The 24,405-nt window shown below is 57.9% G+C and carries 17 protein-coding genes; 12 read left to right on the top strand and 5 right to left on the bottom strand.

What is annotated here, in order from left to right; translation table 11 throughout:
- Positions 1 to 332: 332 nt before the first annotated feature.
- The 3 genes from ACEPAJ_RS12850 to ACEPAJ_RS12840 form a co-directional block, all read right to left on the bottom strand.
- Entirely contained in the window at positions 333 to 908 is a 576-nt protein-coding gene (locus tag ACEPAJ_RS12850; RefSeq protein WP_274088264.1) for an ANTAR domain-containing response regulator, read from the bottom strand.
- A gap of 15 nt (positions 909 to 923) precedes the next feature.
- Positions 924 to 2,117 (bottom strand): CmpA/NrtA family ABC transporter substrate-binding protein, encoded by a 1,194-nt coding sequence (locus ACEPAJ_RS12845; protein WP_274088265.1) that lies wholly within the window; start codon positions 2,115 to 2,117, stop codon positions 924 to 926.
- 218 nt (positions 2,118 to 2,335) lie between these two features.
- Entirely contained in the window at positions 2,336 to 6,454 is a 4,119-nt protein-coding gene (locus ACEPAJ_RS12840; RefSeq protein WP_274088280.1) for a bifunctional nitrate reductase/sulfite reductase flavoprotein subunit alpha, read from the bottom strand.
- Positions 6,455 to 7,060: 606 nt separating this feature from the next.
- Between ACEPAJ_RS12840 and nirB the strand changes: the two genes are divergently transcribed.
- From nirB to ACEPAJ_RS12815, 5 genes are all read left to right on the top strand, one after another.
- On the top strand, positions 7,061 to 9,604 hold the full coding sequence (nirB, locus tag ACEPAJ_RS12835) for a nitrite reductase large subunit NirB (RefSeq protein ID WP_274088266.1): 2,544 nt from the start codon (positions 7,061 to 7,063) through the stop codon (positions 9,602 to 9,604).
- A complete protein-coding gene (nirD, locus tag ACEPAJ_RS12830) occupies positions 9,604 to 9,975 on the top strand; it encodes a nitrite reductase small subunit NirD (RefSeq protein ID WP_274088267.1) in 372 nt (123 codons plus the stop codon). Before nirB ends, nirD begins: the two co-directional genes overlap by 1 nt.
- A gap of 295 nt (positions 9,976 to 10,270) precedes the next feature.
- The gene (locus tag ACEPAJ_RS12825; protein WP_003152807.1) at positions 10,271 to 10,891 is read left to right on the top strand and encodes a tyrosine-type recombinase/integrase; all 621 of its coding nucleotides are present in this window, start codon (positions 10,271 to 10,273) and stop codon (positions 10,889 to 10,891) included.
- A 112-nt stretch (positions 10,892 to 11,003) separates the two neighbouring features.
- A complete protein-coding gene (locus tag ACEPAJ_RS12820; protein ID WP_069900691.1) occupies positions 11,004 to 12,434 on the top strand; it encodes an IS1182 family transposase in 1,431 nt (476 codons plus the stop codon).
- 441 nt (positions 12,435 to 12,875) lie between these two features.
- Positions 12,876 to 13,211 (top strand): YegP family protein, encoded by a 336-nt coding sequence (locus ACEPAJ_RS12815; protein ID WP_003118434.1) that lies wholly within the window; start codon positions 12,876 to 12,878, stop codon positions 13,209 to 13,211.
- Positions 13,212 to 13,520: 309 nt separating this feature from the next.
- Here ACEPAJ_RS12815 and ACEPAJ_RS12810 read toward each other — a convergent pair whose 3' ends face one another.
- Entirely contained in the window at positions 13,521 to 14,951 is a 1,431-nt protein-coding gene (locus tag ACEPAJ_RS12810) for an IS1182 family transposase (RefSeq protein WP_425915172.1), read from the bottom strand.
- A gap of 127 nt (positions 14,952 to 15,078) precedes the next feature.
- Positions 15,079 to 15,993, bottom strand: coding sequence for a LysR family transcriptional regulator (locus ACEPAJ_RS12805; RefSeq protein ID WP_425915170.1), 915 nt, complete (start codon positions 15,991 to 15,993; stop codon positions 15,079 to 15,081).
- 191 nt (positions 15,994 to 16,184) lie between these two features.
- On the opposite strand from ACEPAJ_RS12805, the gene ACEPAJ_RS12800 reads away from it, so the two are divergent.
- The 7 genes from ACEPAJ_RS12800 to ACEPAJ_RS12770 all read left to right on the top strand — a co-directional run bounded on the left by ACEPAJ_RS12800 (position 16,185) and on the right by ACEPAJ_RS12770 (position 24,320).
- Positions 16,185 to 17,525 carry a dicarboxylate/amino acid:cation symporter gene (locus ACEPAJ_RS12800; RefSeq protein WP_425915168.1) on the top strand — a complete coding sequence of 447 codons (1,341 nt, stop codon included), beginning with the start codon at positions 16,185 to 16,187 and terminating at the stop codon, positions 17,523 to 17,525.
- Positions 17,526 to 17,587: 62 nt separating this feature from the next.
- Positions 17,588 to 18,487: a L(+)-tartrate dehydratase subunit alpha gene (gene ttdA, locus ACEPAJ_RS12795; protein ID WP_425915166.1), complete on the top strand. Its 900-nt coding sequence runs from the start codon at positions 17,588 to 17,590 to the stop codon at positions 18,485 to 18,487.
- A complete protein-coding gene (ttdB, locus tag ACEPAJ_RS12790; protein WP_425915164.1) occupies positions 18,484 to 19,092 on the top strand; it encodes a L(+)-tartrate dehydratase subunit beta in 609 nt (202 codons plus the stop codon). The genes ttdA and ttdB overlap by 4 nt, the downstream gene beginning before the upstream one ends.
- A 224-nt stretch (positions 19,093 to 19,316) precedes the next feature.
- Positions 19,317 to 20,183 carry an isocitrate lyase/PEP mutase family protein gene (locus ACEPAJ_RS12785; RefSeq protein ID WP_425915162.1) on the top strand — a complete coding sequence of 289 codons (867 nt, stop codon included), beginning with the start codon at positions 19,317 to 19,319 and terminating at the stop codon, positions 20,181 to 20,183.
- Positions 20,184 to 20,527: 344 nt separating this feature from the next.
- On the top strand, positions 20,528 to 21,586 hold the full coding sequence (locus ACEPAJ_RS12780; protein ID WP_425915160.1) for a tartrate dehydrogenase: 1,059 nt from the start codon (positions 20,528 to 20,530) through the stop codon (positions 21,584 to 21,586).
- A 219-nt stretch (positions 21,587 to 21,805) separates the two neighbouring features.
- The gene (locus ACEPAJ_RS12775) at positions 21,806 to 23,077 is read left to right on the top strand and encodes an SLC13 family permease (protein ID WP_425915158.1); all 1,272 of its coding nucleotides are present in this window, start codon (positions 21,806 to 21,808) and stop codon (positions 23,075 to 23,077) included.
- An 85-nt stretch (positions 23,078 to 23,162) separates the two neighbouring features.
- Positions 23,163 to 24,320 carry a glycerate kinase gene (locus ACEPAJ_RS12770; RefSeq protein ID WP_425915156.1) on the top strand — a complete coding sequence of 386 codons (1,158 nt, stop codon included), beginning with the start codon at positions 23,163 to 23,165 and terminating at the stop codon, positions 24,318 to 24,320.
- Positions 24,321 to 24,405: the final 85 nt, after the last annotated feature.

Here is a 24,405-nt window from a genome sequence, read left to right as displayed (position 1 = left end):
TTGTGTTTGCAGGTGGGTAGCTTTGAGAGCTGCCCACCAGGCCCCGTTTCCAAGGCCATAAACGCAAAAGACGCCGCAATCCCAAGTTCGCTTTAGCGAGGGGAAGTGCGACGTCTTTGTCGTGGTGGGGCAACCGCCGTTGGCTACCTGTGCTGATACATAAGCAGGTTGTGTGCCAATTAGGCTGGAGAGCTCTAGGGCAATGGTTTTACTTTTATTTGCAGAGCCTTTTAGGCTGTGTACAGCCACTGTTGGTGCAGTGTGCTGTGTTGTGGAGCAGGCGCTGCGTTTGATTTTGTAGGGTGCGCACCGCGCAGCTACCGCTCCTACGGTTAGCCCAACAACTCAGTCATGGCGATAATCTGCTCTGCCACCTGAATCAGCTTCTGCTGTTTGCTCATGGCTTGGCGACGCATCAGTGTGTACGCCTCCTCTTCGCTGCAGTCTTTCATTTTCATCAACATACCCTTGGCCAACTCAACCCGTTTGCGCTCAGCCAGCTGCTGGTCGCGGGCGTGTAGTTGCGAGCGCAGCACTTGGTCGCTTTCAAAGCGCGCCATGGCCACGTCCATGATCGGCTGCAAGCGCTGGGCATGGATGCCTTCGACGATATAGGCGCTCACACCAGACTTGATCGCCTGGCGCATCACGCCGGGATCGTGCTCGTCGGTAAACATCACAATCGGCCGTGGCTGGTCGCGGGTCACCAGCACCACTTGTTCCATCACATCCCGGCTTGGCGACTCGGTGTCGATCAATACCACGTCCGGACGCACGGCTTCCACGCGGGCGGGCAGGTCGATGGTCAGCCCTGACTCGTCGATCACTTCAAAGCCCGCCTCGCTCAAGGCCGTACGCAAGCGCCCGACCTTCTTCGAGGTGTCATTGATCAGCAGGATACGCAGCATAGCGGCCAGCTCCTGTCAGTGATCATTGAGGGCATGCAGGTTAAAACTGCGGGCATAGCCGGCAGGGTCGGTACCGTCCCAAACGCTGCCATCGAGCAGGCGGCTGGTGCGCATGGCGGCATTAGGCACAGGAATATCCAGGGCGGTTGCGGCGGCGCTGTACAGCTCAGTTTGTTGCACCTGGCAGGTTACGGCGAGGTAGTCAGGGTCCTGGCGCAGCAAACCCCAGCGGCGGAACTGAGTGAGAAACCACATGCCATCCGAGAGGTAGGGAAAGTTTGCAGCGCCGTTGTTATGGAAGCGCAGGGCGTTGGCGTCGTGCCATTGATTGCCCAGGCCATCGCTGTACTCGCCCAGCAGGCGCGGTTCGACACTGGATAACGGCGCATCTAGGTACTCACTGCTGCTCAACAGTTGTGCTGTGCTGCGACGGTTCTCGTGGCTTTCCTCAATAAAGCGGCTGGCTTCCAACACCGACATCACCAGAGCGCGGGCGGTATTGGGGTTTTGCTCAACAAATTCGCGAGTGCAGGCCAGGACTTTTTCCGGGTGATCCGGCCAGATGGCTTGGCTGGTGGTCAGGGTAAAGCCCTGGCCATGCTCCACGGCATTGGCGCACCAGGGTTCGCCCACGCAAAAGCCATCAATGCGCCCTGCTTCCAGGTGCGCGAGCATTTGCGGCGGCGGCACCACCACGCTGTTTACATCCTGCAGCGGGTGAATGCCCTGGCTGGCCAGCCAGTAATACAGCCACATGGCATGGGTGCCGGTGGGGAAGGTCTGGGCGAAGGTAAGTTTTGTGCCGCTTTGGTGCGCGCGCTGTTGCAGTGCACTGGCGCTGGTCACACCAGCCTCTTTCAGTGGTTGCGACAGGTTGATGCTCTGGCCGTTCTGGTTCAGACCCATAAGCACGGCCATATCGGTAGCAGCGGCGCCGCTGATGCCCAGTTGAATGGCGTAGATCATGCCGTACAGGCTGTGGGCGGCGTCCAGTTCGCCGCTTATCAGCTTGTCATTGATGCCAGCCCAGGAGGCCTGGCGTTTGAGGTTGAGGGTTAAGCCATAGGGCTGGGCAAAGCCCTGGGTGGCCGCTACGACCACGGAGGCGCAGTCGCTAAGCGGCATGTAGCCGATATTGAGGACGTTCCTTTCTGGGGCATCGCTGCCCGCTACCCAGGCCAGAGAGTGCATAAGCAGGCCATCGCTCATAGGGGTGTTCCTGAAAACCTAGACCACAAAAAACGATGTCCCTACCGCGGGTTATCAACCGGGTAGCACGACGCAGTTGTCAGTAAGGTCGCCACGTGGCGTTTACTGGCGACCTTAGCGGGAAGAACAGCAATTGCTGTGCCGAGTTTGTGTTTGGCGGGTTCGGCTCTTGATCTGCATAGGAGCGACTTCAGTCGCGATCCCCGCAAACGTGGGCATCAATACACATCGCGCAAATACCGTCGCTCTTTGCTCATGCCGCTGACGTACAGGGTGGCGGCGCCGCTGCTCATTTTTCCGTGTACTTGCACGATCTTTTTCAGGGCTGCGTCGACGTCTTTGGCCATGCGTGCGGCGTCGCCGCAGACGCATACCGAGGCGCCTTGTTGCAGCCAGCTCCACAGCAGCGCGCCCTCTTCGAGTATGCGTTGTTGCACGTAGATTTTTTCTGCCTGGTCGCGGGAGAAGGCGGTGTCTAGGCGGGTGAGCAGGCCGCTGCGTTGCCAGGTACGTAATTCGTCGTGGTAGTAGAAGTCGCTTACGGCGCGTTGTTCGCCAAAGAACAACCAGTTTTTGCCAGAACCGCCCTGGGCTTGGCGCTCCTGCAGAAAGGCGCGGAAAGGCGCGATGCCGGTGCCTGGGCCAATCATGATTAGCGGCAACTGCGGGTCTTGTGGGGGGCGAAAGTGCGCCGAGCGTTGCAGGAATATCCGTGCGCCCCGGCCCTCTGCACGGTCGGCTAGGAAGGTTGAACAGACGCCACCACGCTGCTTGTTCTGGTGCTGGTAGCGCACGGTAGAAACGGTGATATGCACTTGGTTTGGATGCGCTTTAGGGCTCGATGAAATGGAGTACAGGCGCGGTTGCAGCGGCTTGAGCAAGCTCAGCAGTTCATCGCTGTTGAGGGGGATTGGGAACTCCAACAACAGGTCGAGCAACTGACGGCCCCAGAGCCAATCCTTGAGTTCGGCTTGGTCTCCGCCCTGCAGCAGCTCTTCCAAGAGCGGACTGGCGGAGCGCTCGCATACCCACTGCAGCTGCTGAGGGGTGATGCGGACGATTTCCAAGTGTTCTTCTAGGGCCATGCGCAGGGTCATGGGCGTTTGTTCTTTGAGCTCAACGCTGCAATCACCATCGAGCTGCAAGGCCTTGAGAAGGGCATTGACCTGCTCTGGGCAATTGCTCGGCCATACGCCCAGGGCATCGCCGGCTTGGTAGGGGAAGTCGTGGTCGCCGAGGTCGAAGACGATATGGCGGGTTTCCTTCTGCGCCCCCTGGCTGTTGAGAATGCGGTTTTCTAGCAACCGAGTGATCAGCGGGTTGTGACGGTTGTAGCGGCTACTTTCGATGGGGGTTGGCAACAAGTTGGAGGTTTTTTCCACTGCGGCAATGGGCCCGCTTGGCAAGGCTATGCAGATTTTTTCCAGCCACTGCTCGGCAGCTTGTTGATAGTCCGGTTCGCACTCTTGGCGCGCGTGCAGGCATTCGCCGCCGAGGGCTGCTAGGCGCTCATCCAGCTTGCGGCCAAAGCCACAGAACTGGTCGTAACTGGAGTCGCCCAGGGCCAACACGCTGTAGCGGCTGCTGGCCAAGGCTTGGGCTTCGGCGTTTTCCAGGCTAGCCCAAAAACTGGCGGCATTGTCCGGTGGCTCGCCATCGCCAAAGGTGCTGGTCACCAGTAGTACGCCGGCGGCGCCACATAGGTCCTCCAGCTTGGCGTCATCCATGGCCATCATCCGCACGCGTTGGCCTTTACTGCGTAGGCGCTGTGTGCAGGTTTCGGCCAGATCTTCGCTGTTGCCGGTTTGTGAGGCCCACAGCACCAACCACTGCGGGGCGATGACTTCTGCCGGTGCTGCGCTGAGCAGTTGCAGCGCATGGCTGGGCATATCCAGACCCGCGGTTTGGCGTGAAAACAGCCCCGCCAACATGCCATCCAGCAACAGGCGTTTGTTTTCCGTTAGCGGTGCACTGGCGGGCAGGGTGGGCACGCCACTTACACGCCCTTCCAGGCTGCGTAGGCCCAACAGATAGCCCTGCATATACAGCTCCTCGGCGGCGCTCAGTTGCAACTGCGCCGGGGTGTCGAGGTTAAGCAGGCGAGCAAAGACATTGGTCTGCATGGGGGCGAGCTCCTCGGAAACAGTGGTCCCCTGAGGGGACGGCGCACGGCTGACGGCTTGTAGGCTAACGGCGCAAAACTTGAACGCCGGCTGCAGGGATACGGGGTCAATGGCGTCGCTGGTCACAGCGTTAATGGCCAGCTGTTCGCCAAACACATCGTTCCAGTGGAAGGGCGCAAAGCAGTTGCCTGGGCGTACGCGGTCGCTGATTAAGGCCGGTAGCACCGCCACGCCATGGCGGGAACGAATTTCCACGCCGTCGCGTTCACTAATTGCCAGGCGGGTGGCGTCGCTGGGGTGAATTTCCACAAAGGGGCCGGGGTTGAGCTTGTTCAGTGTGGGTACTTTCCCGGTCTTGGTCAGGGTGTGCCACTGGTGCTGCAGGCGACCGGTATTGAGTATCAGGGGGAAGTTCTCATCGGGCAGTTCTGCAGGCCGCAAATGGGGGCGTGCAAAGAACTGCGCCTTGCCACTGTCGGTGGCAAACACCAGTGCCGGTTGGCTGCCGTCTGCGGCCAGTTTCAGGGTTTGGCTGGTGTCATTATTCAAGTAACGCAGTGGGTTACGCGTGGCCGCGTCGCTATCGGCAATGGGCCATTGCAACGGTTGCTCGCGCAGGCGTTCATAGCTGGCACCGCGAATGTCGTAGCCGGTTTTGGGGTTCCAGCAGCGTTTGATTTCTTCAAAGATTTCGCTGGCGCTGTTGTAGCTAAACGCTTCGCTGTAGCCCATGGCGCAGGCCACGCGGGCGATAATTTTCCAGTCGGCCAAGGTGTCGCCTGGCGGAGTTACGGCTTGCTGCATTAGGGTGAGGTTGCGCTCGGAGTTGATCATCACCCCCTCGGCTTCCGCCCACAGCGCGCCGGGCAACAGGATGTCGGCATAGCGATTGGTTTCGGTGTCCAGGTAAGCGTCCTGAGTGATCACTAGTTCGGCCTTTTGTAGTGCCTCAATCACGGTTTTGCGATTGGGCGCACTGGCTACCGGGTTGGTGCAGATAATCCAACAGGCTTTTACTTCGCCGGCGGCCATGGCCTCGAATAGGGCCACCGTGCCATCGCCACCTTCGCTCCGAAGGCTGCCGGGTTGCAGGGCCCATATCCGTTCAATAAACGCGCGGTCCTCGGCCACCAAGGCGGAGCGCTGGCCAGGTAGGCCGGGGCCCATATAGCCCATCTCGCGGCCGCCCATGGCATTGGGTTGGCCGGTAAGGGAGAACGGCCCGCTGCCTGGACGACAAATGGCGCCGGTGGCGAGGTGCAAGTTGCATAGGGCGTTGGTGTGCCAGGTGCCTTGCACGCTCTGGTTGAGGCCCATGGTCCAGCAGCTCATCCAGTTTTCTGCTTCACCAATCCACTGCGCGGTCTGGCGAATATCGGCCGCGCTCAAACCAGTAATGGCGGCGACTTTCTCGGGCGAGTAGTCCTCAAGAAAGCTCGGCATTACCTCCCAGCCTTCGGTGAATTCAGCGATAAACGCTGGGTCGGTATGGCCGTTTTTCACCAGCACATGCAGCAAGCTATTGAGCAGCGCCAGGTCGGTGCCTGGGGCGATTTGTAGGTACAGGCTGGCCTTGTCGGCAGTGGCGGTGCGCCGTGGGTCGATGACGATCAGCTTGGCCCCGGCCTTAACCCGGTTGAGCAGGCGCAGAAACAGAATGGGGTGACAGTCGGCCATGTTGGCGCCGATCACTACAAACACATCGCTATGCTCAAAGTCGCTGTAGGAGCCGGGCGGACCATCGGCACCGAGGGATTGTTTGTAGCCGCTGCCGGCGCTGGCCATGCACAGGCGCGAGTTGGATTCGATATGGCTGCTACGAATAAAACCCTTGGTCAGCTTGTTGGCCAGATACTGCGCCTCCAGGGACATTTGCCCGCTGACATACAGGGCTACGGCATCCGGGCCGTGCTCGTCGATGATGCTGCACAGACGGCTGGCGGTAGCGTCGATGGCTTGGTCGATGGCCACGCGCACCGGGGAAAGGTTGCGCTCCTGGCGCATAAACGCGTGCTCCATGCGCCCACTGTTGACCACGGCTTGGCCGCAGGTACTGCCCTTGGTGCACAGGCGACCGAAGTTGCTGGGGTGCTGTTTGTCCCCGGAAACGTTGACGATCAGGTTGTCTTCCACCTGCATAACAATGCCGCAGCCCACCCCGCAGTAGGGGCATACGCTACGTACGGTTTTGCTGGTTGTCGGTAGTGCTGCCATCGCCGTATCCACCTGCAGAAACGACAAAGGCGCCATGCTGCTCCTCGTCTTTCAACGGGGGCTGCACGGCGCCTTTGTCGTGTGTATTGCTTGAATGTGTTGGCCATCATCGTTGACGGCCTTGCTTGTACTTAGCAATGGCTGGGCCAAAAGTGTCGCAAGCTCGTGTGCGGTTGTGTGGGAGCGGCTTCAGTCGCGAGTTTTGACTTTAAAAGCATCGAGGCTGAAGCCTCTCCCACAGGTACTGTGTGATGCCTAAGTCGCGTCACGTTGGGGCGGTAGGTCGAAAACTGCACTGTTTTAGCTCTGAATTGGCACGTGAGGTAATTCCCCTGCTTGGAGGGAAAGCCCGTAAATACGGCGTTTTCAGGGTGCAAATAAAATTCTGGCACAGCCACTGCATAGTCTTTATGAACTCACTGCCATTGCGCAGGTGAGACACCCCGTCGATCAATGGCGATCGTTGGCTGAGACAGGCCCGGGTGACAAGGACTGCGTCAGGCTTACTAGGCCGGCAGTACGAACAGGCAAAGACGCCTGGAACCTTTTGGTTCCAGGCGTTTTTTTTGCTCAAAAAAAACTGTAGCGGCGTTGGCGGGTGTACACATGAACAGCAAAGATCTTCAGCAATTAGTCGTCATCGGCAACGGCATGGTTGGTCACCACTGCGTAGAGCAGTTGGTGGAACGCGGCGCGTTGAGCCGCTACCAGATTCATGTGTTCAGCGAAGAGCCGCTGCGCGCCTACGACCGTGTGCACCTGTCCGAATACTTCGGTGGGCGCGATGCCGAATCCCTCGCCCTTGGCGACTGGGCGCTGTATCAAACCCCAGGCGTCACCCTGCACCTGGGCGTGCCGGTGCTGGAAATCGACCGCGCCAGCCGCGAGGTGATTACTGCCAATGGTTGCGTGCCCTATGATCAGCTTGTACTGGCCACCGGCTCGTTCCCCTTTGTGCCGCCGATTGAAGGTGCCGCCGGCGACTCGCGCTTGGTCTACCGTACCCTGACCGACCTCGATACTATCCAAGCCGCCGCCAAGAACGCCCGTCGTGGCGTGGTTGTGGGGGGCGGTTTGCTCGGTCTGGAAGCGGCAAACGCCCTTAAGTGCTTGGGCCTGGAAGCCCACGTGGTGGAGTTCGCCCCGCGCTTGATGCCGGTGCAGTTGGATGATCACGGCGGCCACGCTCTGAAGTCGCGTATCGAAGCTCTTGGCGTTAGCGTGCATTTGTCTCGCGGTACCCAGTCGATCTCCGCCGGCAGCGAATACCGCTACCGCATGAACTTCGCCAACGATGAGTTCTTGGAAACAGATCTGATAGTTTTCTCCGCTGGCATCCGCCCGCAGGACGCCTTGGCCAAACAATGCGAATTGGAGCTAGGCGCCCGTGGCGGTATCGCCATCGACAGCCAATGCCGTAGCAGCGATGCCAACATTTACGCTATCGGCGAATGCGCGGCCTGGAATGGCAGCATATTTGGTTTGGTTGCGCCGGGTTACCAAATGGCCCGCAGCGTTGCGGCGCAACTCTGTGACGAAACGGCCGTTCCGTTTATGGGCGCCGACATGTCCACCAAGCTCAAGCTGCTTGGTGTAGATGTCGGTTCCATCGGTGACGCTCATGGCGCCATCGCCGGTTCGCGTAGCTACCGCTTTATTGATGAATCCACAGGCAGCTACCGGCGCTTGGTGGTGTCCGCCGATGGCAAACAAGCCTTGGGCGCGGTGCTGGTGGGCGACAACAGTTACTACGACACCCTACTGCAATACGTACAAAACGGCATTACTCTGCCAGCTGACCCCTCGTCGTTGATTCTGCCCCTTGGCGAAGCCGCACCGGCGCTTGGCGTTGATGCCCTGCCAGCTACGGCCACCGTGTGCTCCTGCCATAACGTCAGTAAAGGCGCGATTTGCTGCGCCATCGACGCTGGTTGCGGCGACCTTGCCGGCCTTAAAGCACAGACCAAAGCCGCCACCGGTTGCGGCGGTTGCGCCAGCTTGCTTAAGCAGGTGTTCGAGCATGAGTTGACGGCCCGTGGCGTTAGCGTTGACAAGAGTTTGTGCGAGCACTTTGCTTTCACCCGCCAGGAGCTGTACTCCATGGTGCGCGTGGAAGGCATCGAAACCTTCGACGAACTGCTGGCCCGCCATGGCAAAGGCCGCCTCGGTTGCGACATCTGCAAACCCGCTGTGGGCTCCATTCTAGCCTCGTGCTGGAACCGGCAAATTCAGGAATCATGGTTGGTGCCGCTGCAAGACACCAACGACACCTTTATGGCCAACATGCAGAAGAACGGCACCTACTCGGTGGTACCGCGTATTCCCGGTGGTGAGATCAGCCCAGATGGTTTGATTGCCATTGGTGCAGTGGCGAAAAAGTACGATCTGTACACCAAGATCACTGGCGGCCAGCGTATCGACCTGTTCGGCGCGCAACTGCACGAGCTGCCAGATATCTGGGGGGAACTGATTGCCGCCGGCTTTGAAACCGGCCACGCCTATGGCAAGTCCACCCGCACGGTGAAGAGTTGCGTGGGCAGTACCTGGTGCCGTTATGGCGTGCAAGACAGTGTGCAAATGGCCCTGCTGATTGAGGATCGCTACAAGGGCCTGCGCTCGCCGCACAAGCTCAAGTTTGCGGTATCCGGTTGCACCCGGGAATGCGCCGAAGCGCAAAGCAAAGACGTTGGCGTAATCGCCACCGAGAAGGGCTGGAACTTGTACATCAGCGGCAACGGCGGCATGCGCCCGCGGCACGCTGAACTGTTCGCCACCGACCTCGATGACGACACTCTGATCCGCTACATCGACCGCTTCCTAATGCTCTATATCCGCACCGCCGACAAGCTGCAACGCACCTCTGTATGGCGCGAAAGCCTGGAGGGTGGCTTGGACTACCTGAAGGCTGTGATTATCGATGACAGCCTGGGTCTGGCTGCCGAGTTGGAAGGGCAGATGCAGTTGGTGGTCGAACGCTACGAATGCGAATGGGCCAACGCCCTGAAAGATCCAGAGAAGCTCAAACGCTTCCGTACCTTCGTCAACGATAACGGCGCTGACCCTGATATTCACTTCGTCAAAGAACGCGGCCAACGCCGTCCAATTCGTGCAGAAGAGCTGCACCTGATAGCCGCCGAGGAGATCGTCTGATGAGCCAAGCCAATGCCGTCGTAGCTGCCCAATACACCCACTGGAAAACACTGTGCACCCGTCAGGACCTAGTCTCCAACTCTGGTGTAGTGGCCTTGCTGGAGGGCGTCCAAGTGGCGCTGTTCTACCTACCCAACGAGCCGGAAGGTGAGCGTTTGTTCGCCATTGATAACCGCGACCCGAAGTCGGGAGCCAATGTGATTGGCCGTGGCCTGGTGGGCAGTTTGGCCGGGGACTTAGTGGTGGTTGCACCGCTGTACAAACAACACTTTCGCCTGGAGGACGGTACCTGCCTGGAATATCCTAAGCAGGCGTTGAGCGTGTGGCCGGTGCGCTTTAATGGCGATGCCGTCGAGGTGGCGTTTCCTTAAAGTAAAACTCGAGAGTACGGTTGGGGTTGATTGAATGAGTCCGAATTATCCAGGCCTCTAAAGTCGTCCGCGTTTGCTCTGTAATCTCAAACTGCTCTTGCCGCTTAGTTTTCTGCTGCATCACAATGGCTTGCGATGACACGTGCTCTCCATGGGCAATGTCTCGTGAGCGGAGCTGGGTTAAGTCGCAGTGAATTGACCCAGAATCCGTAGACGCTGAATGGCCGGTGTTGGCCGGTTAGCGACCACTTCTCTGGCTAGCCATGCTTGTCCTCCCACATGTGGAGGACTTGCCATGAACATCACTGCTACCTGCACCCGCCGGCCCTGGAACAAAGGAAAGTTGGTCGGACAGAAAACCCCGCTCCGGCTGAGAGATATCTGGGCCATCCGAGTAAGGCTTCAGCTTGCAGAACGAACCCGGGATCTGGCTTTGTTCGATCTGGCCATCGACAGCAAGCTTCGAGCCTGCGACTTAACCAAGCTCCGTGTATGCGACGTTGCTCATGGCGAGCATGTGTCATCACGAGCAATGGTTATGCAGCAGAAAACGAAGCGACCAGTGCAGTTCGAAATTACTGAGCAAACACGGTCTGCTCTCGCGGCCTGGATACACCAAGCCCAGCTCCGTAGCCAGGACTGCCTTTTCCCGAGCAGGCTGCACACCTCAGACCATCTATCCACTCGTCAATACGCTCGTATCGTCAAAGGCTGGGTGCAAGCCATTGGCCTTGATCCGGCCATGTATGGCACTCACACAATGAGACGTACAAAGGCATCACTGATCTATCGCAGGACAAAGAACTTGCGGGCCGTTCAACTTCTGCTTGGCCATACGAAGCTGGAGAGCACCGTTCGATATCTTGGGATTGAGGTCGACGACGCCTTGGAAATGGCAGAGCAGACCGAGGTTTGACCATGTATAGCGACGGTCGAAGTCAGGCCGTCGCTAACGGCCCAGACTGTGTAAAAACGTTGGCATCGACCTTGCTGTGATTTGATGGATTCAAATCAGCGAGGGGATGCCGATGAAGCGTTTTATCCAGGGAGAGCATCGTGGCCAAAGCGCGCTGCTTCCCGAGAGCCTGGATGACTACGTGGCTGACACCAACCCGGTGCGAGTGGTCGATGTTTTCGTCGATGAGCTCGATCTTGGCCAACTCGGCTTCGAGGGTGTCGTCCCGGCTGAAACAGGTCGGCCCGCCTACCATCCTGCCGACCTGCTGAAGATCTACATCTACGGTTACCTTAACCGCATCCAGTCTAGTCGACGTCTCGAACGCGAGGCTCAGCGCAACGTTGAGTTGATGTGGTTGACCGGACGTTTAATGCCGGACTTCAAGACCATCGCCAATTTCCGCAAAGATAACGGCAAGGCAATCCGCGGCGTCTGTAGGCAGTTCGTGGTGCTGTGTCAGCAGCTTGGTCTGTTCTCGGAAGCGCTGGTGGCCATCGATGGCAGCAAGTTCAAGGCGGTCAACAATCGCGACCGCAACTTCACCAGCGCCAAACTGCAGCGGCGAATGGAGGAGATCGAGTCCAGTATCAACCGCTACCTGACCGCACTGGATACCGCTGATCGCCAGGAGCCTGCCGTGGCGCAGGTCAAAGCCGAACGCCTCCACGACAAGATCGCGACCTTGAAAACTAAGCTGCAGGAGCTCAAGGAAATCGAGGTTCAACTCAACGAAACACCGGATAAACAGATCTCCCTGACCGATCCCGATGCCCGCTCAATGAAGACCCGGGGTGCCGGCATGGTTGGCTACAACGTGCAGGCGGCGGTCGACGCGAAGCATCATCTGATCGTGACGCACGAGGTCACGAACAACGGAGTTGATCGAGACCAACTGAGCTCGATGGCCAAGCAAGCCCGAGAAGCCATGGGTGTCGAGGAGCTCTCGGCGGTCGCAGACAGAGGGTATTTCAAAGGAGAAGAAATATTGGCGTGCCATGAGGCTGGAATCACCGTTTTCGTGCCCAAGACGCTGACCTCGGGAGCAACAGCGGCTGGCCGCTTCGGCAAAGGTGATTTCATATATGACGCAGCAAAGAACGAATATCGATGCCCGGCTGGGCAAAGCCTGATCTGGCGGTACTCAAGCGTCGAGAAAGGGCTAAAGCTGCACCGTTACTGGAGTTCGCACTGCCAAGGTTGTCGGCTGAAAGAGCACTGTACGCCTAGCTCAGAGCGACGAGTGAGCCGCTGGGAGCATGAAGCCGTGCTCGAAGCGATGCAGAGTCGCCTGGATCAAGCACCTGAGATGATGCGCATCCGCCGGCAGACGGTCGAGCACCCGTTCGGCACGCTGAAATCCTGGATGGGTGCCACCCATTTCCTCACCAGAACGCTCGACCGGGTGAGTACCGAGATGAGCCTGCATGTGCTCGCCTACAATCTTAAACGCGCGTTGAACTTGCTGGGCAGTGGTGCCCTGATGGCAGCGATGAAGGCCTGAGGCCTGTTTTACGACTCTTACCACCCTCCAGCACGCGCGCCGAAGCCGAAAGTGCCATAGCAACCAGAATCACCAATTGCGCCTGATTGGGCCTCCTGAATACCGAGAAAATCCCCCCGGCAGTTGATTGCCATCGCTTGCTGCGTTTTTACACGGTCTGGGCCAAAAGCAGCCGCTCGGATATCTCTGCAAAAGCTGGGCTCTTCACTCGACGAAGAAATCGAGCCGTGTTGAGATCTGTGTCTATACTTTGACTGTTCAAAAATCTGGTTTAGCTCTTGGGTTATGGTGCATTTGTCATGCAGTTCTACTGAAGCTGGAGCATCGATTTTGCCTGGCTAGCATCACACAGAAACCATATTTCTAATGGGCAAACAGTCATTTTTTGGACCGCAGCGATATCGATGGATCTCATGAAAGCCAAAAATAAGGAATAGCTATATGTCTGGGACGTTTGAAATATACAACGACAAAGCGGGTGAATTTCGTTTTCGGCTCAAAGCCAACAATGGCCAAGCAATTCTGGCCAGCGAGGGCTACAAGGATAAGTCTGGATGTCTAAATGGAGTCGAGTCAGTCAAAAAAAATGCGCCTGATGATGCACGCTACGAGCGTAAGGCCAGCGGGGCTGACAAGTTTATGTTCAACCTTAAGGCGGGTAATCACCAAGTAGTCGGGACGAGCCAGTCATATGCCTCCGAAGCCTCACGCGACAAGGGTATCGAGTCGGTGAAAAACCACGCACCCGACGCTAAGGTTGTTGAGGTGGGCAATTAATCGCTTCAGTCTGTTCAAAATCACTTGGGCATTTCGTTGAGATGGGCGGCTGAGTATTCTTAATAGCCGCTTTTCCCTGCTCGGATGTGATCGACCGCTTCTGGCCGACTCCAGCCTATGGCGACCGGCCGCACCCGGCCCAGACCGTGTAAAAGCGCGGCAAGCGATGGCAGTCAACTGCCGTGGGATTTTCTCAGCGTCCAGGAGGCCGCCGGAGGCCCAATCAGGCGCAATTGGTGATTCTGGTTGCTATGGCACTTTCGGCTTCGGCGCGCGTGCTGGAGGGTGGTAAGAGTCGTAAAACAGGCCTCAGGCCTTCATCGCTGCCATCAGGGCACCGCTGCCCAGCAAGTTCAACACGCGTTTGAGATTGTAGGCGAGCACATGCAGGCTCATCTCGGTACTCACCCGGTCGAGCGTTCTGGTGAGGAAGTGGGTGGCACCCATCCAGGACTTCAGCGTGCCGAACGGGTGCTCGATAGTTTGGCGACGGATCCGCATCATCTCGGGCGCTTGATCCAGGCGACTCTGCATCGCCTCGAGCACGGTCTCATGCTCCCAGCGGCTCACTCGCCGCTCTGAGCTAGGCGTACAGTTCGCCTTCAACGCACAACCTTGGCAGTGCGAACTCCAGTAGCGATTCAGTTTTAGCCCTTTCTCGACGCTTGAGTACCGCCAGTTCAGACTTTGCCCAGCAGGGCATCGGTACTCGTTCTTAGCTGGGTCGTAGATGAAATCACCTTTGCCGAAGCGGCCAGCCGCTGTCGCTCCCGAGGTCAGCGTCTTGGGCACGAAGACAGTAATTCCAGCCTCATGGCACGCCAGGATTTCTTCACCTTTGAAATACCCTCTGTCTGCGACCGCCGAGAGTTCCTCGGCCCCCATGGCCTCTCGCGCCTGCTTGGCCATCGAACTCAGCTGATCTCGATCAACTCCGTTGTTCGTGACCTCATGCGTCACGATTAGGTGGTGCTTCGCATCGACCGCGGCCTGCACGTTGTAGCCGACCATGCCGCTGCCCCGAGTCTTCATTGAGCGGGCATCGGGATCGGTCAGGGAGATCTGTTTATCCGGTGTTTCGTTGAGTTGAACCTCGATTTCCTTGAGTTCTTGCAGCTTAGTTTTCAAGGTCGCAATCTTTTCGTGGAGGCGTTCGGCTTTGACTTGAGCTACGGCAGGTTCCTGACGATCTGCCGTATCCAGTGCGGTCAGGTAACGGTTGATGCTGGACTCGATCTCTTCCATACGCCGCTGAAGCTTGGCGCTGGTGAAGTTGCGGTCGCGATTGTTGACCGCCTTGAACTTGCTGCCATCGATGGCTACTAGCGCTTCAGAGAACAGGCCAAGCTGCTGACACAGCACCACGAACTGCCGACAGACGCCGCGGATTGCCTTGCCGTTGTCCTTACGGAAGTTGGCGATGGTCTTGAAGTCCGGCATCAAACGTCCGGTCAGCCACATCAACTCAACGTTGCGCTGAGCTTCGCGTTCGAGACGACGACTGGACTGGATACGGTTTAGGTAGCCATAGATATAGATCTTCAGCAGGTCGGCAGGGTGGTAGGCAGGTCTGCCGGTTTCCGCCGGGACAACACCCTCGAAACCCAGTTGGCCCAGGTCGAGTTCATCGACGAAAACATCGACCACCCGCACCGGGTTGGTATCCGCCACGTAGTCATCCAGGCTCTCGGGAAGCAGCGCGCTTTGGCCTCGATGCTCTCCCTGGATAAAACGCTTCATCGGCATCCCCCGCTGATTTGAATCCATCAAATCACAGCAAGGTCGATGCCAACGTTTTTACACAGCCTGGGCCAAGAGCGGCCGCTTGCGCCAGATGCATCGAGCCGCGACCCTTAAGTCCAAGCTTCTAGGCTAACGGGTAAAACCCGTCGCTATTGTGGCTGAAGAACTCCCGCAGATGCGTGATGAAGAAGGACACCTTGGCCGACAGGTTGAGGCGCTCGAGATAGACGGCGTAGATGTCAGCGGGTGGGGTTTCGTAGTCGCTCAACACCTCCACCAGCCTGCCACTGCTCAGGTGCCCGGCGAGGTTCCACTCGGCGCGCATCAGTATGCCGTGGCCATCCAGCGCCCAGTTCAGCGCTACTTCGCCGTCGTTGGTACTGAGGCTGCCGCGCACTTTTATCGACTCCGCCTGCTTGCCTCTACTCAGCCGCCAGATACCGAAAGCTGCATCGTTCTGGCGTAGCACGATGCAATTGTGTTGCATCAGATCCTTGGGCGTTTCGGGGTGGCCGAAGGCTTTCAGGTAAGACGGGGCAGCGCATATACGGCGTCGGTTCGCGGCGATCTTGCGGGCGACCAACCGGGAGTCGGGCAGTTCGCCGAAGCGGATGCCGACATCAATAGCGTCGTCCGGCAGGTTGATCGGACGGTCGGTCAGGTGCAGTTGCACCTCGACCTCCGGATAGAGCCTGACGAACGAGGAAATCGCCGGACAGATGTGGGTGCGGCCGAAGCCCAACGGCGCATTTACGCGCAGCAACCCCTTTGGCTCTGCCCGGCGACTCGACACCTGGCGCTCCATTTCTTCGATCTCGCTGAGAATCCGCTGGGCATTGATCAGGTAGAGCTCGCCTTCGGCGGTGAGGCTGATGCTGCGTGTGGTGCGATTGAGTAGGCGAACGCCGAGGCGCTGCTCCATTTGTGCCAGTCGCTTGGAGACCGCCGGCGGCGTCAGATTGAGCTCGCGCGCGGTGGCCGCAAGGCTGCCCAGCCTAATCAGCTGGCTGAAGAATGCCAGTTCAGAAACCTGATTCATAATTAACCCACAGGAAATAATGAAGTAATTTTCATTGTATTACACGCTCCTGGGAAAACCATTAAATTTGCACCTACTCATTACCCACATGAAGCTTGGGCATTTGCCTGCAACTACGTGGCGTTGCCGTGGCAACACGTTTTGAGTGCCAACAACTGAATCCGACCCACAACAATAATTCGGAGAAGACAATGGCCGTGCGATTTATAGGAAAGCTATACGTCCAGGTTCTGATCGGCGTGACCATCGGCATAGCGCTCGGTGTGTTCTGGCCGCAATTCGGCGTTGACCTCAAGCCTGTCGGCGACGCCTTCATCAAACTGATCAAGATGGTTTTCGCACCCGTCATCTTCGCCACCGTGGTGCTCGGCATCGCCAAGATGGAGAACATGAAAGAGCTGGGGCGAGTCGGCATACGCTCGCTGATCTATTTTGAGGTTCTCTCGACCTTTGCTCTGGTGCTGGGCCTGGTGGTGGTCAACTTCGTTCAGCCCGGCCAAGGCATGAACGTCGACCCGGCGACTCTCGACACCCAGAGTATTGCCAATTACACGGCCACTGCGGCGAGCGGTTCCGGCAGCTTCACCGACTTCCTCCTGCACATTATCCCTGCCAGCGTCACTGACGCCTTCGCGAAGAATGAGATCTTGCAGATTCTGGTCTTTTCGACCTTGTTCGGCATCGCCTTGGCTCACCTGGGGCCGCGCGGCAAGCCCATGGTCGATGTGCTGGAGGCCTTCTCCCACGGCATGTTCCATATCGTCGGCATGGTCATGCGTGTCGCGCCACTGGCTGCTTGCGGTGCGATGGCTTTCACCGTCGGCAAGTACGGTTTGGGCTCAGTCGTTTCGCTCGGCAAGCTTATGGCCACCATGTACGTGACCTGCTTCCTGTTCGTGGTCATTGTGCTCGGTTTTATTGCGCGCCTGTCCGGCTTCAGTCTGTGGAAGTTCCTCAAGTATCTCAAGGAAGAGCTGTTCACCGTATTGGGCACCAGCTCCTCGGAATCGGTGGTGCCGCAACTGATGAACAAGCTGGAGAACGTTGGTGTTTCCAAGCCAGTGGTTGGCCTGGTGATTCCCTCCGGACTGACCTTCAACCCTGACGGCCAGTGCATCTACTACACCATGGCGGCCATCTTTATCGCTCAAGCCACCAACACACCGCTGACCCTGACCGACCAACTGATCGTCCTTGGCGTACTTCTGCTCACCTCGAAAGGCTCGGCGGGTGTTACCGGCTCCGGCTTTATCACACTGGCGGCCACCCTGGCTTCGCTCGACAACATTCCGGTCGCCGGCATGGTGTTGCTGCTCGGTGTCGACCGCTTCATGTCAGAAGCTCGCGCCATCACCAACACCATCGGCAATGCGGTCGGCACCATGGCCATCGCCAAATGGGTTGGTGCCCTCGACAAGTCACGGATGGATCAGGTTTTGAACGGCGACGCGTTGCCGCAGCAGGACCCGATACAGACGTCAGCACCGCTGAACAATGTCGTTAAACCAGCAATACCAGCCAATAGCGCTTGATTCAGCAGTGCCACAGCAGAGCACATACAACCCCGTTTTTTGATGCAGTAAGGAGAATGAAAGTGGATAACCAATTAGCCGTTCAATCACTCACCGATGTAATGGCCAAATTTACCGCCTACATCGGCAAGCGCCTGCCGAAGGACGTTAAGGAAAAGACCGCCAAGCTACGCGCAGCGGAAACCAACTCGCTGGCCATCGAAGTCTACGACTCAATGGCCGAGAACCAGGAGTTCGCAGACAAGTTGGATCGCCCAAGCTGCCAAGACACAGGGGTGATTCAGTACTTCATCGCCGCAGGTGCCAAATTTCCGTTGCTCGGAGAGCTTGAGGACATCCTGCTAAACGCGACTCTGGAGGCGACCATCAAGGGGCCGCTGCGTCATAACGCCGTTGAAACCTTCGACGAGAAAAACACCGGTACTAATACCGGCTCGAAGATCCCGTGGCTGGATTGGGAAATCGTCCCTGACGCTGACTACGCGTTGATCGACGTCTACATGGCCGGTGGCGGCTGCACCCTACCGGGCTCGGCCAAGGTGCTGATGCCCGGTCAGGGTTACGAAGGCATTACTGAATTCGTCTTCGACGTGATCACATCGCGCGGCATCAATGCCTGCCCGCCTCTTCTGGTTGGCGTCGGCGTGTCCACATCGGTGGAGACTGCGGCGCGTCTTTCAAAACGGGCAATCCTACGTCCGGTCGACTCCAGCCACCCCAACGCGAATGCCGCGCTGATGGAACAACTGCTTGAAGATGGCCTCAACGAGGTCGGCATTGGCCCGCAAGGCCTTACCGGCAACAGCAGTGTAATGGGTGTGAATATCGAATCTTCGGCACGCCATCCGTCGACCATCGGCGTTGCCGTTTCCACCGGCTGCTGGGCGCACCGCCGCGGCAAGATCCGCATCAATGCTGACCTGTCTTACGACATCCTGTCCCATGAAGGAGTAGTTCTGTGAAAAAGATTCTTAGCACCCCGATCAAGGACGAAGATCTCGCTGACCTAAACGTTGGCGACGTGGTCTATCTGACGGGCCAACTGGTGACCTGCCGTGACGTGGCGCATCGCCGACTGATCGAACTCAAGCGCGAGCTACCAGTTGATCTGCGCGGCGGGGCGATCTTTCACGCCGGACCGATCGTACGCAAGAAGGACGACGGCAGTTTCGAGATGGTTTCCATCGGGCCGACCACCAGCATGCGCATGGAAAAGTTCGAGAAAGAATTCATCGAACAAACCGGCGTAAAGTTGATCGTTGGTAAAGGTGGCATGGGACCAGAAACCACCACAGGTTGCTTGGAGAACAAGGCGGTGCATGCCGTATTCCCAGGCGGTTGTGCCGTGCTTGCCGCCACCAAGGTCGAGGAAATCGAACGTGCCGAATGGCAAGACCTGGGTATGCCGGAAACCCTGTGGGTCAATCGGGTCCGTGAGTTCGGTCCGCTGATCATCTCTATCGACACCAAGGGTAATAACCTGTTCGAGCAGAACAAGGTGCGCTTCAACGAGCGCAAAGGCGCGATCATCGAGAAGATCAACAGCCAGGTTCGCTTTATTAAATGAGGTCGCTGGGCGTACACGGTGGATTTCCGTGTACGCCCCCTCGCGGCGATGGCCGAGGCCGGTATAGCTCTACTACTGGCTGATACTGACATCGCCCTATCGGGTAGTGACGTCCGTCTCCTACCCCATCCCCATAATCGCCAAGTAGCAGCCGAAACAGCTGCAAGCTAACCACCGGTTACGGGTCTTAAAAATCCTACAGGGCAAGACCTAGGACTAAGACTATGCAGAAAGTCTGTCACCACGAGCTGCGCAATGCTTTCCGTGCTCTGCTCGCCAACCCAGCCTGTTACCACACCGCTTCAGTGTTCGATCCCTTATCGGCACGCATCGCCGCCGACCTCGGATTTGAGGTCGGCATCCTTGGCGGCTCTGTCGCCTCCCTGCAAGTACTCGCCGCGCCAGACATCGCCCTTATCACCCTCAGTGAGTTCGCTGAGCAGGCCACGCGTATTGGCCGAGTGGCATGCCTGCCCGTGATCGCCGATGCCGATCACGGCTATGGCAACGCACTTAACGCAATGCGTACGGTGATCGAATTGGAGCGCGCTGGCGTCGCCGCGCTGACCCTTGAAGACACCCTGTTACCAGCACAGTTTGGTCGCAAGTCCTACGAACTGATCAGTATCGAAGAGGGCGTCGGCAAGCTACTCGCGGCCCAGGAAGTACGTGACGATAAAGCCTTAGCAATTATCGCCCGCACTCACGCAGGCGTGCAGCCGCTCGCCGACGTAGTCCATCGTACCCGGGCTTACCAAGACGCTGGTGCCGATGGTATCTGCCTGGTGGGGGTGAAGGACTTCGCGCATCTCGAAGCCATTACCGACGAGCTGCATGTGCCGCTGATGCTGGTCACCTACGGCAACCCGGATCTGCGCGATGACACCCGTCTGGCCGAGCTAGGCGTGCGCATCGTGGTGGACGGACACGCTGCCTACTTTGCGGCGATCAAAGCGACCTACGACAGTCTGCGCGAACAACGCGGCATTGCAGTCGGCAACGGCCTTACCTCCTCGGAACTGGTGGCCCAATACACCGCCCCTGACGACTACATCGCCTGGGCGAGGAAGTATATGAACGTGAAGGAATAACGCATCGGCTCCTCTCGAAGCTGATTTTACCGACGCGCTAACGCTGGTCCACGAGTCCGTCCCTGTGAGGATCATTCGCACCGCGCTGGCTAATCCAATCTGCCTATGAATAGTTACTTCGACCGTTCAACGTCTCAATGCGTCTGCTTTTCGTGCAGCCGCAGCCAGATCGCTTGAACAGAAAGCCGATAGGCCGAGGCCTGTATTGAACCCAATGTATTGTTAACTTCAAATTAATAAAGTTGTAATTCAAAGGCGATCAATCTGTTCTGTTTCACTGTTTATACTCACCTTGCCGTTACATTGCGGCCATCCTCGTCAACAAAAATAAAGTGAGGCGCAGCATGAAAACCTACAAAATCGCTGCAATACCAGGTGACGGCATCGGTCCTGAAGTGATCGCCGCTGGATTGGAAGTCCTTGACGGGCTTTCAAGATGCTTAGGTGGTTTCGACTTCGACGTCACACATTACCCATGGAATTCGGATTACTACCTCAAGCATGGCCACTACATCCCAGAAGGTGGCTTGGCTGAAATAAAGCAGGCGGACGCAATCTTCTTTGGCGCAGTTGGCAGCCTGAAGGTCGCCGACCATATTTCTCTTTGGGGTCTGCGTCTGCCGATTTGCCAAGGTTTCGACCAGTACGCCAACGTACGTCCTGCCCGCGTGCTACCCGGCGTTAAAAGCCCACTGACCAATGGTCAGGCCATCGACTGGGTCATCGTGCGCGAAAACTCAGAAGGTGAATACTCGGGTAGTGGCGGTCGCGTGCACCAAGGCCTGCCGATTGAGGTCGCAACCGAGGTTTCTACATTTACGCGTTTTGGCATCGAGCGGATTCATCGCTTTGCTTTCGAGTTAGCGCGTAGCCGACCCGCTAAGCATCTAACCCTCGTGACCAAATCCAATGCCCAACGCCATGGCATGGTTCTTTGGGATGAAGTATTCGCCGAGGTAGCCAAAGACTATCCAGATGTACGCACGACCCGTGAGTTGGTCGATGCGGTTACCACCAGCATGGTACTCAAGCCTGAGAAGCTCGATGTAATTGTGGCCACCAACTTGCACGCCGATATTCTTTCGGATCTGGCCGCTGCCTTGTCCGGCAGTCTTGGCGTTGCGCCAACTGCCAACCTGAATCCCGACAGAACCTTTCCGTCGATGTTTGAGCCCATCCATGGTTCAGCTTTCGACATCACCGGAAAGGGGGTTGCCAATCCCATTGCAACCTTCTGGACTGCGGCAATGATGCTTGAGCACCTCGGCGAGGTTAAAGCCAGTAAGCATCTGATGCGGGCCATAGAGCAAGTCACTGCCAGCGGTCTGCATACCCCAGATCTTGGCGGTACGGCCACCACTCGGCAGATCACCGATGCGGTTCTTGTCCTTATTGCTCGCTAATCAACGATCAGATGAGCGCTGGAATAACAGTTATGGCACTCGCCACTAGCTAAGTCGCGGCGTTTGGAAGTCTTTGCCTGGACTACAGGCTCTGGCCCCACTGATGACGCCTGCAAATCCAGCACTGCTGAATGACTGCTTCGCCTGGTGACTCGATGCGCCAGGCGTCCACAACAAAAATAAGCATATGGAGCCTCCTCTGACCGAGGGGGATACCGAATGAGCCCGATTGAAATTACGCTGCTTCTTTTGCTGTTCGCGACCGTCATGTTTGTCTGGGAGCGCATCCCTCTCGCATTGACTGCCATTATCGTGTGTCTGACGCTGGTGCTGACCGGTGTTCTTGACCCCAAAACCGCATTTAACGGCTTTATCAACACCAACGTCATCCTGTTCGTCGGCATGTTTATCGTGGGTGGTGCGTTATTCGAGACCGGCATGGCGAACCGCATCGGCGGTCTTGTAACGCGCTTCGCCAAGACCGAGCGACAGCTGATCGTGGCGATCATGGTCATCGTCGGTTTGCTCTCCGGAGTGCTCTCAAATACCGGCACCGCGGCCATCCTGATCCCGGTGGTCATCGGTATCGCAGCGAAATCCGGATTCTCCCGTTCGCGTCTGTTGATGCCCTTGGTGTTCGCTGCGGCGATGGGCGGTAACCTCTCGCTGATCGGCGCACCGGGCAACCTGATCGCGCAAAGCGCTCTGCAGAATGTCGGCCTGGAGTTCAGCTTCTTCGAGTACGCCAAGGTTGGGCTGCCGTTGTTGGCCGGCGGTATCCTCTACTTCGCCTTCTTCGGCCACCGTTTGCTGCCTGCAGGCTCATCGAAAACCGTCGCCGGCTTGGCCGAGGCCGTCCATGACTTCAGCTCGGTGCCGAGGTGGAAGCAGATCACCTCGCTGATGGTGATGGTTGCAACCATTCTCGGCATGGTCTTTGAGAGCGCAATTGGGGTACCGCTGCATATCACCGCCTGCATTGGTGCGGCGTTTCTGGTGCTGGTGGGCGTATTGACTGAAAAGCAGGCCTACCAGTCCATCGATACGCAAACCATCTTCATCTTCGGCGGTACCCTAGCCCTGGCCAGTGCACTTGAGCAGACTGGCGCAGGAGCTACGGTAGCCTCGACTATCATGGCTCTACTCGGTTCGGAGCCTTCGCCGGTCTTGCTGCTGGTGGTGATTTTCTTCATCTCCTGCGCGCTCACCAACTTCATGTCCAACACGGCCACTACGGCGCTGCTGGTGCCGATCGGCATGTCGATCGCAAGCAATCTGGGTGCCGATCCGCGCGCCGTACTGATGGCCATCGTGATCGGCGGTTCCTGCGCCTACGCCACGCCGATTGGCATGCCGGCGAACCTCATGGTGCTGTCGGCTGGCGGCTACAAATTCACCGACTACGTGAAATGCGGGCTGCCGCTGATTCTGGTGGCGGGTGCCATCGCAATTCCGCTGTTATTGCTGCTGTTCCCATTCTTCCCGGCATAAGGCGCGGCCAGCCGTACCGTATTAGCGCACAGCAATGCCACGGAGGCGCAGACAGCATGGACGCTTGCTGGCGTAGGAGTCACTCATGAAAATTGTCATCGCCCCCGATTCATTCAAGGACAGCATGAGCGCTGCCGAGGCTGCCAGCGCGATTCAGTCGGGCTTGCAAGAGGTTTTCCCCGAGGCGGAGCTGGTCAAGTGTCCGATGGCCGATGGTGGCGAGGGTACGCTGGATGCCATTCTCGCCTCGGTGTCCGGCGAGCGTTGTAACAGCCTTGTAACTGGTCCTCTGGGCGACAGTGTCGAGGCAAGCTGGGCCTGGCTACCGGTATCGCGTACCGCAATCATCGAAATGGCCGAGGCCAGTGGCTTGCAATTGGTGCCCGTTGCGCAGCGCAATGCCTGCCTGAGTACCAGTCGCGGCACCGGTGAGCTGATCCTTGAGGCCTTGGATATTGGCGCGCAGCGCATTGTGCTCACCTTAGGAGGCAGCGCCACCAACGATGTTGGGGCTGGCATGCTAGAGGCGCTCGGCGCGCGCTTTCTGGACGCCGAGAACCGGCCGCTGCTGCCGGGTGGGCAGGCTTTGGCGGAATTGAACAGAATCGACCTGAGTAGCCTGGATCCCCGTCTGGCAGAAGTGGGTTTCGAGGTGGTTGTCGACGTCGACAACCCGCTCTGTGGTCCCAGTGGCGCGTCGTACACATTCGCGCCACAAAAAGGGGCAACTCGTAACGAGATAGCCAGTCTAGATCGCGCACTAGCTCATTTTGCAGACTGTTGTCAGGCTCTGCACGGCGAGGATCATCGTGACCACCCTGGTAGCGGCGCGGCCGGTGGTTTGGGCTTCGCCGCACGCGCATTTTTCAACGCCGATTTTCGCCCCGGTATCGAGATGGTGGCGGATCTGACCCAGCTCGCACGGCATGTGCAGGGTGCGGATCTGGTGATTACTGGAGAAGGGTGTTACGACGCACAGACCCTGCGGGGCAAGACGCCCTTGGGAGTGGCGCGCGTGGCTCGCCAGCATGGGGTCCCGGTGATCGTTCTGGCCGGTACGCTGGGAGAAGGGTATACAAATTTCTACTCGCATGGAGTCGATGCCGCTTTTTCGCTGGCTTCTGGCCCTATGACGCTTACTGAGGCCTGCCAGCAGGCTCCAGAGCTTTTGCATGCGTTAGCAAGGGACATAGCCAGGGTGCTTCGGTTATCCGCACAGCTACATAGGGTGCAGGACGCATAGCGTACCTGCTGAACAGGCCCTGATTTTCTAAATGATCAATGACCGCTACTGGCCGTTTCGCGACCTCAACTGACGGCCAGTGGCG

Source organism: Pseudomonas sp. GWSMS-1 (assembly GCF_049847425.1).
In the GTDB taxonomy this organism is placed as follows: domain Bacteria; phylum Pseudomonadota; class Gammaproteobacteria; order Pseudomonadales; family Pseudomonadaceae; genus Aquipseudomonas.
The sequence above is the reverse complement of the archived record's forward strand: the minus strand, read 5'-3'. Positions and strand labels throughout refer to the sequence as shown.

Bases quoted from the DNA above. Each gene is read 5' to 3' on its own strand.
- ACEPAJ_RS12800 (WP_425915168.1), top strand. From the start codon at position 16,185: ATGGCCGTGCGATTTATAGGAAAGCTATACGTCCAGGTTCTGATCGGC.
- ACEPAJ_RS12770 (WP_425915156.1), top strand. From the start codon at position 23,163: ATGAAAATTGTCATCGCCCCCGATTCATTCAAGGACAGCATGAGCGCT.
- nirD (WP_274088267.1), top strand. From the start codon at position 9,604: ATGAGCCAAGCCAATGCCGTCGTAGCTGCCCAATACACCCACTGGAAA.
- ACEPAJ_RS12820 (WP_069900691.1), top strand. From the start codon at position 11,004: ATGAAGCGTTTTATCCAGGGAGAGCATCGTGGCCAAAGCGCGCTGCTT.
- ACEPAJ_RS12850 (WP_274088264.1), bottom strand. From the start codon at position 908: ATGCTGCGTATCCTGCTGATCAATGACACCTCGAAGAAGGTCGGGCGC.
- ACEPAJ_RS12825 (WP_003152807.1), top strand. From the start codon at position 10,271: ATGAACATCACTGCTACCTGCACCCGCCGGCCCTGGAACAAAGGAAAG.
- ACEPAJ_RS12785 (WP_425915162.1), top strand. From the start codon at position 19,317: ATGCAGAAAGTCTGTCACCACGAGCTGCGCAATGCTTTCCGTGCTCTG.
- ACEPAJ_RS12775 (WP_425915158.1), top strand. From the start codon at position 21,806: ATGAGCCCGATTGAAATTACGCTGCTTCTTTTGCTGTTCGCGACCGTC.
- nirB (WP_274088266.1), top strand. From the start codon at position 7,061: ATGAACAGCAAAGATCTTCAGCAATTAGTCGTCATCGGCAACGGCATG.
- ACEPAJ_RS12780 (WP_425915160.1), top strand. From the start codon at position 20,528: ATGAAAACCTACAAAATCGCTGCAATACCAGGTGACGGCATCGGTCCT.
- ACEPAJ_RS12840 (WP_274088280.1), bottom strand. From the start codon at position 6,454: ATGGCAGCACTACCGACAACCAGCAAAACCGTACGTAGCGTATGCCCC.
- ACEPAJ_RS12845 (WP_274088265.1), bottom strand. From the start codon at position 2,117: ATGAGCGATGGCCTGCTTATGCACTCTCTGGCCTGGGTAGCGGGCAGC.
- ACEPAJ_RS12810 (WP_425915172.1), bottom strand. From the start codon at position 14,951: ATGAAGCGTTTTATCCAGGGAGAGCATCGAGGCCAAAGCGCGCTGCTT.
- ACEPAJ_RS12805 (WP_425915170.1), bottom strand. From the start codon at position 15,993: ATGAATCAGGTTTCTGAACTGGCATTCTTCAGCCAGCTGATTAGGCTG.
- ACEPAJ_RS12815 (WP_003118434.1), top strand. From the start codon at position 12,876: ATGTCTGGGACGTTTGAAATATACAACGACAAAGCGGGTGAATTTCGT.